Here is a 13067-nt window from a genome sequence, read left to right as displayed (position 1 = left end):
TATATTAAAATTAGTATATTAACGATGAGGAAAGGAGTTGAACACCATTTTTAAATAATTATTGTTTGTTTTCTAAACGTAATAATTCTTCAAACGATGCGATTGCAACTTCCGCTTGATCATCTGTTGGTTCTTTCGTTGTTAATAGTTGCAGCCATAATCCTGGATATCCAAGTACTCGCAAAACAGGGACATCTCGTAATCGATTGGTAAATTGTAATACTTCAAAAGAAATGCCGAGAACAACTGGAATTAATAAAATTCGGTTTACTACCCTTGCCCAAAGTGGATCTGTAGGAACTAGGAAATAAACAAACATTCCAATAATAACTGTAAATATTATAAAGCTACTGCCACAGCGATAATGGAGGCGAGTTTGCTTTTGAACATTGTCTACAGTTAGTGGAAGATTATTCTCATAAGCATTAATTACTTTATGCTCTGCACCGTGGTACTGAAACACCCTCTTAATAAGTGGGGTTAAAGAAATAAAGTATATATAGCTCAATAATAACATGAGCTTAATGACACTTTCGACAATGATTTGCCCTGTATGAGATGGGAAAATCGGTCTCGTTAGTTCAGCTAATAGTGCAGGAACTGCTGTGAAAATTACTTTACCGAATATGAACGATAAAACGCCAACTGCTGCAACTCCTAATATCATCGTTAATTTTGATTGTTCTTCTTTTTTATTTGCAATTTGTTCATCTTCTTCTGGGTGGACATCAAATCGTTCTGAAGCAAAGTTTAAATGCTTCGCTCCATTCGCACTTGCGTCCACGATAGCGGCAATACCTCGTATAAATGGAATCTTCTTTAGGATAGATAATGCTTTATTACGAACGCGTGGTAATCGATAAAATTCAATCGATTTATCTTTACGACGAACCGCTGTAACAGTATATTCTCTACCGCCAAACATAACTCCTTCTATGACTGCTTGCCCGCCATATATTTGTTTTGACTCTTCTGCCATGTTAACACCAACCTGTATTTGTTTCTCTCTTATGTAGAAAAAGAGGTAATTGTCATACTTGGTCCTGCCATTTTGAAATGAGACAATCACCGAGTTTCCTTTATTTTATCGACAAATACAAGCAGATGACAAGGGGAAATGTTACGAGAGTAGGACATTTCTTATTCTTTTTATAGACAAATTTCGCAGAATTTAAACATGCTTCAAAATAGTTTCGGGCATACTATTGAGCGGAGGTGTCAATGTGAATCAAGAACAATCAACGATAAGGAACTTTGTACAAATTGGTTTATTTGGAGGCTTGTTTTGGGGAAGTATATGGTATTTCCTTCATATATTCTCGTTTACAGAAGCTGGACCTAATTATTTCCTTTTACCGTTTGCGTTTGGAGATTGGAAAGAAGGGGTTTGGGGAAATATGCTAGGCATCGTTTGTATGGGACTTCTTTCAATTTTAGTGGCCTTGCTCTATAAAGCTCTTTTTAAAAAGTTTGAAGGCGTACTACCTGGTATACTATACGGTTTATTTTGGTGGGCATTATTATTTTTGGGAATGGGGATAATGGCACCAGTTATAAAAAGTGCACTTCATTTACCGAAAGGAACAATTGTAACAACAGCATGTATCTTTATATTATATGGTGTCTTTATTTCATACTCTGTTGCATTCGAAGCGAACAATACAAATAGAGGAGAAGGGCTCGAGAAGACAAACTATTCAAATAAGTGATTCGTATGTTAAAATGTCGTATAGACATTCTTTAATATTAAGGAGTTTTAAGAAAATGAAAAAGTTACTCCTCGTAAATGGTCCTAACCTAAATCGCCTTGGTGTCAGAGAGGTAAATGTATATGGAGAAGGAACGTTAGCGACGCTTGAAACAGATATGAAACAAGAAGCAGAGAAAATGGGAGTGGAGTTAGAATGTTTTCAATCGAATCATGAAGGAGCTATTATTGATATTATTCATGAGGCTGATGACATATATGAAGGAATCATTCTAAATCCAGGTGCATTTACGCATTATAGCTATGCGATTCGGGATGCTATCGCAAGTGTTTCGATTCCGGTTATTGAAGTACATATTTCTAACATTCACCAGCGTGAATCGTTCCGTCACGAATCTGTGACGGCGGCTGTTTGTGCAGGACAAATTGTTGGATTTGGTTTTTATGGCTATAAGCTAGCGTTATTTGCATTAATGGAGAAATTGAGGGAGGCATAAAGTAATGGGAAAGATCGAGAGATTAAGAAGTGCTTTTGATGAGGCTGGTATTGACGGTATCGTATTAACGAATGAACATAGCCGTAGATATATGGCGAATTTCACAGGAACAGCTGGTGTTGTACTAATTTCAAAAGAACGTGCTCTATTTATTACAGATTTCCGTTACGTAGAGCAAGCTAGTAAGCAAGCGGTTGGATATGAAATTGTACAGCATGCAGGATTAATTCTTGATGAAGTTGCGAAACAAGTTAAAGAACTAGGAATTCAAAAACTAGGATTTGAACAAGATACTCTTACATATAGCTCTTACGTAACGCATAATGAAGCGATCGAAGCTGAATTTATCCCAACTTCTGGGCTTGTAGAAAAGTTACGCTTGATAAAGACTGATTCAGAGATTAAGATATTAAAGGAAGCTGCACAGATTGCAGATGCTGCCTTTGAGCATATTCTATCATTCATTCGCCCGGGAGTATCTGAAATTGAAGTGTCAAATGAACTTGAATTTTTCATGAGAAAACAAGGAGCGACATCTTCTTCGTTTGATATTATCGTTGCTTCAGGTCTTCGTTCGGCATTACCGCACGGCGTGGCATCTGAAAAAGTGATAGAAAAAGGAGATTTCGTTACATTAGACTTCGGCGCTTATTACAAAGGATATTGCTCTGATATTACTCGTACGATTGCAGTCGGTGAACCGTCTGATAAATTAAAAGAAATTTATAATATCGTTTTAGAAGCACAACTACGTGGTGTGAACGGTATTAAAGCTGGTTTAACGGGCCGTGAAGCTGATGCATTAACGCGTGATTACATAACGGAAAAAGGATATGGTGAATACTTCGGACACTCTACTGGTCATGGAATCGGTCTTGAAATCCATGAAGCACCAGGTTTAGCGTTCCGTTCTGATACATTACTTGAACCAGGTATGGCTGTAACAGTAGAACCAGGTATTTATATTCCAGGTGTTGGCGGGGTACGTATTGAAGATGATATCATTGTAACAAGTGAAGGTAATGAAGTAATAACGAAATCACCAAAAGAACTTATTATTTTGTAATACACAGGAGGATTTTTTTACATGATTTCAGTAAACGATTTTCGTACAGGTTTAACAATCTCAGTGGACAATGCCCTTTGGCAAGTAATGGATTTCCAACACGTAAAGCCAGGTAAAGGTGCTGCATTCGTTCGCTCTAAACTACGTAACCTTCGCACAGGATCTGTTCAAGAGAAAACATTCCGTGCAGGTGAAAAAGTAGAAAAAGCACACATCGAAAACCGTCGTATGCAATACTTATACGCGAGTGGTGAGTCTCACGTATTTATGGATAACGGAACTTATGAGCAAATCGAACTTGGTGAAAACCAAATTGAGCGCGAATTAAAATTCCTAAAAGAAAACATGGAAGTATCTATTATGACATACCAAGATGAAGTACTTGGTGTTGAACTTCCGAATACTGTTGAATTAAAAGTGTCAGAGACAGAACCTGGTATTAAAGGTGACACAGCTTCTAACGTAACAAAACCAGCTACATTAGAAACTGGTCTTGTTGTACAAGTACCAATCTTCATTAACGAAGGCGAAATGCTTATCATCAACACTGGTGAAGGTAAATACGTTTCTCGTGCATAGTAGAAAAGCACTCGTGATTATCACGAGTGCTTTTTTTATAGAAAGTAGGGTAGATAGTAAATGGCAGTTATAACAAAACTAACTAAGACAAGAGAAAGAGTACCCGCGATATATGGAGTGAAAACGATTTGGAATGGTTTTATTTCACCAGTTTCAACACCAGTTAATGTCTTACTTACTGCGTGATCTGTAATGTTATTTCTATGGTTACTCATAATAATTAACCACGTAATTGCAAATATTGCTAAGCTGCCAAGGAAAAAACTCTCCATAAATGACCAAGAGACCATCTTTGAAAAAAGATAAATAATAGCTAATTCTACTACAATTGTTAAACTAATTTTCAATACCTTCATGTTTTCCCCCCTCATTTTGTACGTCCAGCCAATTTAAAAAATTCTTGCGTGATACGACATGTAGTGAGCAAGGTGACTTTACTTCTTTCTCAAGTGCAGCGTGTTCGCCGGGAAACTTGTTTTCCACATGCAATGAAATATAAGGTAGTTTCTCTTGCGCCTTTAAAGAGCGAATGTTAGTCGTTTTAGCACCCGCGAATACGTATGTGAGTTGTAAGTCTAGGAAAGCGACTTTGAAGATTTCTTTTTTAGCGGCCTCATTATAGCCTTTTCCCCAGTATGGATAGCCAATCCAACTACCAATATGAGATTGCTTCTTCTCATAATTAATATGTTTAAGTGTGGTGAGGCCAATTATTTCATTTTTTTCATTTACAATCATTCTGGATAAAGACTTCTTTTGGCGTTCTTCTTCTATTGCGAAAAGAAGAAACGCCTTCGTGTCTTCGATTTTTTCTACCTGTATCCCTAATGCATTTTTTACATGTGGATTGCTTGATAGCTCGAAAATCACATTTGCATAGCGAAAATCGAGTGGTAATAAAGTAACGTGCTGCATCGTCCATACTCCTTTTCTATTAAATATATCATAAAAAATAAGAATATTCAGATTCTAATAAGATCGGAATAGGAAAATTATGTTTTTACTTCTGAAATAGACAACCTCTGCATATGGTTGTACAAATATATTCTTTTTTAGAATAAGGAACTAGTAACCGTTATGGGAGAAGGTGAGAGAATGAAACAGTGGCTAGCGGCAATGGAAACATCCGTGCTTGTGATGGGATTACTTCGGTTGTTTTCAGGTAGCGCGGAAATATTCGCCGCTTTGCTTATGCTTTATGTGAATGATGCGAAGAAAGCATTGTTTATAAATGGTATGTTGGCGTTTGTTGGACCGACCGTATTGATTTTAACAATGACAATTGGCATAGCGAGTGTAGCAAGTGAAATTTCTTTCCTGAAACTCTTTTTTCTAGCGCTTGGAATTGGCTGCATTTTTATCGCGTTGTTGAAATAGTAAGTCGAGTATAGTGGGGAGAAGCTTATGAAAGAAGTATTAGAGGTATTACCGAAAACGATGAAACAGTTAGTTGAAGGTTGTAAGCAATACGATGCTCTAGAAGAAATTCGCGTTCGAATTGGAAGGCCGCTAGAGTGTATCGCACATGGAGAAGTGTTTTTTTATGACTATATCGCTACAGCGGAAGATGCACTCTACTTATTGAATAAATTAAGTCAATTTTCGATTTATACGATGGAAGAGGAATTGAAACGTGGATATGTGACACTACGAGGAGGACATAGAATTGGCCTAGCCGGAAAAGTCATTACAGAAAAAAGTGCGGTGAAAATGATTAGGGATGTCTCTTCTTTTAATATTCGTATTGCCCGTCAAAAAATAGGGATTGCTGAGCCGCTCCTGCCATATCTTTATGAATCACGATGGTTAAACACGATGGTAATTGGTCCACCGCAAACGGGGAAAACAACACTTTTAAGAGATGTAGCACGCTGTATGAGTCAAGGTGTGAGTGCTTCGAAAATTCCTTCATGTAAAGTGGGAATTGTGGATGAACGATCAGAAATTGCGGGCTGTGTGAAAGGGATCCCGCAATATGACTTTGGCACGCGAGTAGATGTATTAGATGCTTGTCCAAAAGCTGAAGGAATGATGATGATGATTCGTTCTATGAGTCCAGACATATTAATTGTAGATGAAATTGGACGTAAAGAAGATAGTGAAGCGATTATGGAGGCGGTGCATGCTGGCGTTCAGCTTTTTATAAGTGCACACGGATTTTCTTATGATGATGTTGTGAAACGTCCATCGTTACAGGCGGTGCTGGAACTTGGTGTATTTGATAGGTTTGTAGAATTGTCAAAAGCGAGAGGACCAGGAACGGTTATGCAAGTGAAAGACAGAGATGGAAAACCAGTATTACCTCATAGAAAGGCTCAAGGCGTATGGTGAAAATATTTGGTGCGGTATTAATAGTTGCGGTCAGTACCTTTTTCGGATTTTCATACGCTAAACGATACAGCGAGAGACCGCGGCAACTTAGATTATTGAAAGCGGCATTGCAATCATTAGAAGCGGAAATTATGTATGGGCACACGCCTTTATCTGAAGCGGCTGAGCGATTGGTTAAACAAATGCCGAAGCCATTAAATTGGATATTTCAAAGCTTTGCGAGGCGTCTAGAGAACGGAGAACAAACAGTTAGAGAGGCTTGGATCGATAGTTTGAAAGAGAACTGGACATTAACGGCGTTTAAACAAACCGAGTATGAAATACTGCAACAATTTGGTGAAACACTTGGACAACATGATCGTGAATCACAACAAAAACATATTCGGTTATGTATTACACATTTGGAGAGAGAAGAAGGAGAAGCAAAAGCTTTACAACTACAATACGAAAAAATGATAAAGAGTTTAGGAGTGCTAGCAGGGCTACTTATCGTAATTTTACTGCTATAGGGGGGAGAAAGGCGATGTCCATTGATGTTGGATTAATATTTCAAATCGCCGGAATCGGCATTGTTTTAGCTTTCATTCATACCGTACTAAAAGAATTAAAGCGAGAGGATATTGCAAATTGGGTTATCCTTGTCGGTTTTGTCGTTATTTTATTTCATGTTGCATTTTTAATTAATACTCTGTTCGACAAGATTAAAAGTGTCTTTCTCTTCCAGTAAAGGAGGCGGTTCGAATCGAAATTATACAAATTGTCGGATTAGGCCTCGTTGCTACGTTTTTAGCCGCTGTTTTAAATCAGCATAAATCTAGTATTACATCGTTATTTATTGTGTTCGTTGGTAGCGTAATGTTTCTTCTCTTAATCGATCAAATTCATTCTATCTTGCAAATGATTGAGAGAGTGGCGAGTGAAGCAAAGGTTAGCAACGTATATGTAGAAACATTATTGAAAATTATAGGGATTGCTTATATCGCTGAGTTTGGTGCACAAATTACAAAAGATGCTGGTCAAGGTGCAATCGCCTCGAAAATTGAATTAGCTGGAAAAATTTTGATTCTCGTTATGGCAATTCCCATTTTGACGGTTGTAATTGAAACAATTCTCGGATTTTTACCTACGGGATAAGGGGGAGTGAATGTTGAGGAAGTTCGGAGCTAAGCTGCTATTTGCTTGCTTCCTTTTCTTTTCTTTACCGATTGTTGTACAAGCTTCTCCTATAGAAACAAACGTCGTTGATCAACAATTGGATAAGCTCGGAATTGAAGATGTGAAGCAATTTTGGGACGGGCTTGTTACAAAGTACGGAGGCTATTTACCAGAGAGTCAAAAAGGAAGCTTTATGGAGTTTGTAAAGGGAGAAAAAGAGTTCTCCATAAAAGAGTGGATGATAGGTCTATTAAAATATTTATTTCACGAGCTTGTTGCAAATGGAAAGTTACTTGGAACGCTCATTATGCTTACGATTTTCAGTGCATTGTTGCAATCACTACAATCTTCTTTTTCAAAGAGTAGTGTAAGTAAAATTGCGGATGCAGTCGTATACATGGTACTTATTATTTTCGCTTTAAATAGTTTTTATGTTGTTATGACATATGCAAGAGAGACGATACAAACAATGGTAGATTTCATACTAGCATTATTACCAATTTTACTTGCACTCATTGCAACCGGTGGCGGTGTCGTGTCTGTAGCGTTTTTTCATCCAATCATCATTTTCTTAATGAACACGAGTGGTCTTCTTATGAATTATATTGTTCTACCACTTTTATTACTTGCAACTATATTAAGTATTGTAAGTACGATGAGTGATCAATATAAAGTTACGAAATTGTCCAAGCTTTTGCAAAACGTTAGTGTTGGGATTATGGGTATCTTTTTGACGGTTTTTTTAGGGGTATTATCTGTACAAGGAACCGCTTCAGCCGTTGCTGATGGCATAGCTGTGAAAACTGCTAAATTTGTAACAGGAAACTTCATTCCTGTAGTAGGAAGGATGTTTACTGAGGCAGCGGATACCGTTATTAGTGCATCTGGATTATTAAAAAACACAGTCGGGATTATCGGGCTCGTCATTCTGTGCTTAATTGTCGCTTTTCCAGCGATTCAAATATTTTGTATCGCATTTATTTATAAATTCGCAGCGGCAGTATTGCAACCAGTTGGCGGAGGCGCAATTATTCAATGTTTAGATATTATCGGACGAAGTATCATTTACGTATTTGCTTGTTTAGCTATCGTGTCGTTTATGTTCTTTTTAAGTATCACGATTATTATTGCTGCGGGGAACATTACGCTCATGATGCGATAGGAGGTGAAGAGTATGCAATTTGTTACAGAGTGGATTAGAAATATTATCGTTTTTTTACTCTTAGCGACAATGCTTCATCTTATTCTTCCGAATTCAAATTTACAAAAGTACGTTAAATTCGTTGTAAGTCTATTGTTAGTTGTATTAATTTTAACGCCTCTATTTAAGTTGTTACAAACAGATGTAAATGAAGTTATCGCAAATTTCAATGAAGAAAAGTACGTAGCAGATGGATCGGTAAAAAATTCGATAGATTCGAAGAAAAAAGAAATACAAGCTCTAACACGTGCATATAGTTTAGAAGAGATGGCTACCAAAATGAAAAAAGACGTAGGAAAAGAGTTTGAGAAAAAGTATGGTATGACAGTCTCTGAAATACAAATAGTCGCAGTGAAACATGCAGGGGAAGTAAAGTCAGCGAAAGATATTCAATCTGTTGTTGTGACGTTGAAAGAAAAAGAACGTAGTAAAAATGATGCAATTGAAACAGTAAAGCCAGTTGAAATTAATACGAAAGAACCTCCAAAAAAAATAGAAGAAACGAATGTAGAAATGAAAGGTTTCTTTTCAAGCAGGTGGCAACTAGAGGATAAACAAATCCAAGTTCAAATGGAAGGGAGGACAGGTAGAGTAAATGGACAATAAAGATAAAAATTCGAAGTTCTCATTTTTCCGCAACTTATTAAATGGGGATGAAAAAGAAAGTAATGAGAAGGGAAAAAAGGTAACACCTAAGTTTTTACTTGTCCTACTTATACTTGGGATTTTGCTTATGTTTTCTAGTAAGTTCTTTTCAGGAAAAGAAGAAGTACCTGTGTTTAAAGAACAAAAAACTCAAAACCAAGAAAAGGACGTAGCAACTTTCGGACAAAAAAATAACGATAATATGTCAAATGTAGAAAAATATGAAAAAGCGTATGAGCAAGAATTGAAAGCTTCTTTAGAAGAGATAGCGGGAGTAAAAGATGTAACGATTAAAGTAAACTTAGATTCATCTGAAGAAAAAATACTAGAGAAAAATACAGTAAAGCGTTCACAAACAACAGGTGAAACTGATAAAACAGGTGGGAAAAGAGAAGTAGAGGACGAGTCTCTTGATGAAAAAACAGTCATTATACGTGAAGGGGATAAAGAAACTCCAATTGTTTTACGAACAGAGAAACCGAAAGTACGAGGTGTTCTTGTCGTAGCAAAGGGAGTGGATAATATACAAATAAAAGCAATGGTAAAAGAGGCTGTGACGCGATTGTTAGATGTGCCAGCTCATCGCGTTTCAGTATCACCGAAAAATTGATAGGGAGGAAATAAAGTGTTAAAAAAACAAACAGTTTGGCTATTAACGATGTTAAGTTTAGTTGTTGTACTATCTGTTTATTACGTGACAACTCCTGAGAATAAAAATACTGCAGCACCAACAGTGGGTGAAAAGATGGGACAAGAAAAACAAGGTGCTGACAAAGCAGTCACAAAAGAAACAACGAAAGAAACTACAAATAAAGAAACAACAAAAGAAAATACAAGTAAGGAAACTACAAATAAAGAAACAGACAAAAAAGAGAATGCTAAAAAAGAGACAAGTAAAAAGGATGCTAACGTATCAGTTCAATCAAGCGATGAGAATTTCACAGCTTTACGTATGCAAATGGAAGATCAGCGTAGTGCAGAGAAAGAAAAATTACAAGGTGTAATGAATTCATCAAAATCTTCAGCAGAAGAAAAGAGTAAAGCGAAAGATAATCTAGATGCAATCACTACAATGGAAACGAAGCAAGAATTACTTGAAACAGTGATTAAGTCTCAAGGTGGATATAAAGACGCTCTTGTAAGAGCTGATGGAACTGACATTAGAGTGACAGTTAAAGCGGCAAAGCATTCACAAAAAGAAGCGAATAAAATTATTCAGCTTGTAAGAAGTGAAGGTGGTTCAAAAGATGTAGGTGTGAAATTTGACCCATCAGTAAAATAAATTGAAATTATAATAGGTGTTGCTGTTTCAAATGAGATAAAAGAATAATAGAAAAAAGCTATCGATTTCGATAGCTTTTTTCTATTTCATCTTTGTTGTTGTATTTAGTCTTTTCAATTGGAAACGGGGAAATACGCTGTGAGTAAAAGATTAATGGTTCATGATAATGGTGATTACTTTTTCCAGATTTGACGTGGATGAAGAGGACCAATGCCCAAATCACTACGGCAGGTAAGAATAGAATGAGCCATATCATATGTCCACACCTCACTACAATAAATTTTATACACTTTGAACATACTATTCTTATATGAAGGAAGAATGAACGGCACGTAAACAAAAAAATAATATTTGGTAAAAATATGTTTTTTATCTTAGAAAAAAGAAGAGTGGTTAGGGAATTACGTGTTTACAATGTGAAGTTTTGAAAAAGTGAAAAATGTTTTTTTAGGAAGTGGTCTTGCCAATTTTGTGTGAAACTTGGTATTATTACTAGGTAATAATTTTTTAGTGGAATAATATTTTTACAGGAGTTTCGATTTATTACAAAGAAATATAAATTGGAATGTTTAAAAAATTTATCGTAAGATGGGAATAGTAAATATTTCTATTAGTAAATGAAATAAATTTTCTAATAGAATACATCGTATTTTTACAGTCAATCTAGTTTTAGTGATGAGAATCTGTAAAAACGGGACAAACAAGAGTATGGGAGTGGATTTTACATGTTTAAAATTCAAGAAGTTCGTGAATTAATTAAATTAATTGATAGCTCTAATATTGATGAATTTGAATACAAAAAAGACGGTACAACAATTAAAATGAAAAAACGTGGTAATGAAGTAGTTACTGTGCAAGCGCCCGTAACGAAACAAGTCATGCAACCAGCAGCACCTGTTGAAGTAGAAACAACAGTAGCGGCAGCACAAGTAGAAGTGCCAAAACAAGAAGAGAAGACAGCTGTTCAAAATGAAAACCTACATAAAATCACATCACCGATGGTAGGAACATTTTATTCCTCTTCTTCGCCTGATACACCTCAATATGTAAGTGTTGGGGACAAAGTATCGAAAGATTCTATCGTATGTATTGTTGAAGCTATGAAATTATTTAACGAAATTGACGCAGATGTAGAGGGCGAAATTGTTGAAATTCTTGTTAATAACGGACAGCTTGTTGAGTATGGACAACCGCTATTTCTTGTAAAAGCGTAATAAGGGAGTCTTTGTGATGATAAAAAAAGTATTAATAGCCAATCGTGGGGAAATTGCTGTACGAATTGTTCGAGCTTGTAAAGAAATGGATATTGAAACAGTTGCAATTTATTCAGAAGCAGACAAAGAGTCACTTCATGTGCAAATTGCAGATGAAGCGTATTGTGTTGGACCAACGATTTCGAAAGAAAGCTATTTAAATTTGACGAACATTATTAGTGTTGCGAAATTAACAGGTTGTGATGCAATTCATCCGGGATATGGATTTTTAGCAGAGAATGCGGATTTTGCAGAATTGTGCCGTGAGTGTAACTTGATTTTTATCGGTCCAAGCCCAGAAGCTATTTCAAAGATGGGCACAAAAGACGTTGCACGTGATACAATGAAAGAAGCAGGGGTTCCGATTGTACCAGGTTCACAAGGGATTATTAAAAATACCGAAGAAGCGATCGAGCTTGCTAATCAAATTGGATATCCAGTTATTATTAAAGCGACTGCAGGTGGCGGCGGAAAAGGTATTCGTGTTGCTCGCCATGAAGAAGAGCTTGTAAAAGGAATTCAAATTACACAGCAAGAAGCTAGTACCGCTTTTGGGAACCCTGGTGTATACTTAGAAAAGTACGTTGAAGATTTCCGCCATGTTGAGATTCAAATAATGGCAGATACACATGGAAATGCCATTCATTTGGGAGAGCGTGATTGTACAATTCAGCGCCGTTTGCAAAAACTATTAGAAGAAAGTCCATCACCTGCACTTGATGAAAATATTCGTCAGCAAATGGGTGACGCAGCAGTTAAAGCAGCGGTAGCGGTTGATTATACAGGTGCTGGTACGGTTGAGTTTATTTATGAATATAAAACGAAAAGCTTTTATTTCATGGAGATGAATACGAGAATTCAAGTTGAGCATCCAGTTACAGAAATGGTAACAGGGATGGATTTAATTAAAGAACAAATTCGTGTTGCTTCTGGAGAAAAGTTATCGTTACAGCAAGAAGAAGTACAATTTAATGGCTGGGCAATTGAATGTCGAATTAATGCGGAAAACCCTGCCAAAAAATTTATGCCATCTCCAGGTAAAGTAGAAATGTACTTGCCACCAGGCGGATTTGGTATTCGCGTCGATTCAGCTGTATATCCGGGATATTCAATTCCACCTTTCTATGATTCGATGGTTGCTAAATTAATTGTTCACGGAAAAACACGTGAAGAGGCAATTGCAAAAATGAAGCGAGCACTCAGTGAGTTTGTCATTGAAGGCGTACATACAACAATCCCGTTCCATTTGCAATTGCTAGATCATCCTGATTTTGTAAAAGGTGAGTTTAACACGAAATTTTTGGAAGAGCATGAACTTGTGACGCAGTGATACATTAAAGGAGGTTTTTT

The 13067-nt window shown here is 36.6% G+C and carries 19 protein-coding genes; 15 read left to right on the top strand and 4 right to left on the bottom strand.

The window, feature by feature from the left end; genetic code table 11:
- Positions 1-58 precede the first annotated feature (58 nt).
- A complete protein-coding gene (locus ACP6L7_RS17875) occupies positions 59-979 on the bottom strand; it encodes a DUF1385 domain-containing protein (RefSeq protein WP_097830723.1) in 921 nt (306 codons plus the stop codon).
- 244 nt (positions 980-1223) lie between these two features.
- Between ACP6L7_RS17875 and ACP6L7_RS17870 the strand changes: the two genes are divergently transcribed.
- From ACP6L7_RS17870 to efp, 4 genes are read left to right on the top strand one after another with little or no spacing between them, the layout of a single operon-like run.
- Positions 1224-1709 carry a YqhR family membrane protein gene (locus tag ACP6L7_RS17870; RefSeq protein ID WP_128853427.1) on the top strand — a complete coding sequence of 162 codons (486 nt, stop codon included), beginning with the start codon at positions 1224-1226 and terminating at the stop codon, positions 1707-1709.
- A 55-nt stretch (positions 1710-1764) separates the two neighbouring features.
- Positions 1765-2205, top strand: coding sequence for a type II 3-dehydroquinate dehydratase (gene aroQ, locus ACP6L7_RS17865; protein WP_000735138.1), 441 nt, complete (start codon positions 1765-1767; stop codon positions 2203-2205).
- Between the two features lie 4 nt (positions 2206-2209).
- Positions 2210-3271 carry a Xaa-Pro dipeptidase gene (pepQ, locus tag ACP6L7_RS17860; RefSeq protein ID WP_097830725.1) on the top strand — a complete coding sequence of 354 codons (1062 nt, stop codon included), beginning with the start codon at positions 2210-2212 and terminating at the stop codon, positions 3269-3271.
- 21 nt (positions 3272-3292) lie between these two features.
- Positions 3293-3850 carry an elongation factor P gene (gene efp / locus ACP6L7_RS17855; protein ID WP_000626521.1) on the top strand — a complete coding sequence of 186 codons (558 nt, stop codon included), beginning with the start codon at positions 3293-3295 and terminating at the stop codon, positions 3848-3850.
- A 35-nt stretch (positions 3851-3885) separates the two neighbouring features.
- Here the strand turns inward: efp and ACP6L7_RS17850 are convergent, their stop codons facing one another.
- Together ACP6L7_RS17850 and ACP6L7_RS17845 are read right to left on the bottom strand one after the other, a co-directional pair.
- The gene (locus ACP6L7_RS17850) at positions 3886-4206 is read right to left on the bottom strand and encodes a hypothetical protein (RefSeq protein WP_097830726.1); all 321 of its coding nucleotides are present in this window, start codon (positions 4204-4206) and stop codon (positions 3886-3888) included.
- Complete coding sequence (locus ACP6L7_RS17845) at positions 4187-4765, bottom strand: GNAT family N-acetyltransferase (protein ID WP_097830727.1); 579 nt, start codon at positions 4763-4765, stop codon at positions 4187-4189. Before ACP6L7_RS17845 ends, ACP6L7_RS17850 begins: the two co-directional genes overlap by 20 nt.
- Positions 4766-4945: 180 nt before the next feature.
- Here ACP6L7_RS17845 and ACP6L7_RS17840 point away from each other — a divergent pair, with 180 nt between their 5' ends.
- The 9 genes from ACP6L7_RS17840 to ACP6L7_RS17800 are packed head-to-tail and all read left to right on the top strand — an operon-like array spanning position 4946 to position 10464.
- Entirely contained in the window at positions 4946-5227 is a 282-nt protein-coding gene (locus ACP6L7_RS17840) for a YqhV family protein (protein ID WP_000816054.1), read from the top strand.
- Between the two features lie 27 nt (positions 5228-5254).
- Positions 5255-6181, top strand: a complete 927-nt coding sequence (spoIIIAA, locus tag ACP6L7_RS17835) for a stage III sporulation protein AA (RefSeq protein ID WP_097830728.1) — start codon at positions 5255-5257, stop codon at positions 6179-6181.
- Positions 6175-6690: a stage III sporulation protein SpoIIIAB gene (gene spoIIIAB / locus ACP6L7_RS17830; protein ID WP_002122444.1), complete on the top strand. Its 516-nt coding sequence runs from the start codon at positions 6175-6177 to the stop codon at positions 6688-6690. Before spoIIIAA ends, spoIIIAB begins: the two co-directional genes overlap by 7 nt.
- 14 nt (positions 6691-6704) lie before the next feature.
- Positions 6705-6908 carry a stage III sporulation protein AC gene (gene spoIIIAC / locus ACP6L7_RS17825; protein WP_000020914.1) on the top strand — a complete coding sequence of 68 codons (204 nt, stop codon included), beginning with the start codon at positions 6705-6707 and terminating at the stop codon, positions 6906-6908.
- 23 nt (positions 6909-6931) lie between these two features.
- Positions 6932-7315 (top strand): stage III sporulation protein AD, encoded by a 384-nt coding sequence (spoIIIAD, locus tag ACP6L7_RS17820; protein WP_079998460.1) that lies wholly within the window; start codon positions 6932-6934, stop codon positions 7313-7315.
- Positions 7316-7325: 10 nt separating this feature from the next.
- Positions 7326-8498: a stage III sporulation protein AE gene (spoIIIAE, locus tag ACP6L7_RS17815; protein ID WP_071747085.1), complete on the top strand. Its 1173-nt coding sequence runs from the start codon at positions 7326-7328 to the stop codon at positions 8496-8498.
- Between the two features lie 12 nt (positions 8499-8510).
- A complete protein-coding gene (gene spoIIIAF / locus ACP6L7_RS17810; protein ID WP_097830729.1) occupies positions 8511-9143 on the top strand; it encodes a stage III sporulation protein AF in 633 nt (210 codons plus the stop codon).
- Positions 9133-9792 (top strand): stage III sporulation protein AG, encoded by a 660-nt coding sequence (spoIIIAG, locus tag ACP6L7_RS17805; protein ID WP_097830730.1) that lies wholly within the window; start codon positions 9133-9135, stop codon positions 9790-9792. The genes spoIIIAF and spoIIIAG overlap by 11 nt, the downstream gene beginning before the upstream one ends.
- A 15-nt stretch (positions 9793-9807) precedes the next feature.
- Positions 9808-10464, top strand: a complete 657-nt coding sequence (locus ACP6L7_RS17800) for a SpoIIIAH-like family protein (protein ID WP_097830731.1) — start codon at positions 9808-9810, stop codon at positions 10462-10464.
- Positions 10465-10522: 58 nt separating this feature from the next.
- Here the strand turns inward: ACP6L7_RS17800 and ACP6L7_RS17795 are convergent, their stop codons facing one another.
- A complete protein-coding gene (locus ACP6L7_RS17795; protein ID WP_002094415.1) occupies positions 10523-10720 on the bottom strand; it encodes a hypothetical protein in 198 nt (65 codons plus the stop codon).
- Positions 10721-11189: 469 nt separating this feature from the next.
- Between ACP6L7_RS17795 and accB the strand changes: the two genes are divergently transcribed.
- Positions 11190-11678, top strand: a complete 489-nt coding sequence (accB, locus tag ACP6L7_RS17790) for an acetyl-CoA carboxylase biotin carboxyl carrier protein (RefSeq protein ID WP_000472877.1) — start codon at positions 11190-11192, stop codon at positions 11676-11678.
- A 16-nt stretch (positions 11679-11694) separates the two neighbouring features.
- Positions 11695-13047, top strand: a complete 1353-nt coding sequence (gene accC / locus ACP6L7_RS17785; protein ID WP_071747080.1) for an acetyl-CoA carboxylase biotin carboxylase subunit — start codon at positions 11695-11697, stop codon at positions 13045-13047.
- The last annotated feature ends 20 nt before the right edge of the window (positions 13048-13067 follow it).

Origin of the sequence: Bacillus silvicola, from assembly GCF_050524305.1 — a bacterium.
GTDB classification, from domain to species: domain Bacteria; phylum Bacillota; class Bacilli; order Bacillales; family Bacillaceae_G; genus Bacillus_A; species Bacillus_A cereus_AT.
Note: the sequence above shows the minus strand (reverse complement) of the source record. Positions and strands in the feature narration are given on the sequence as shown.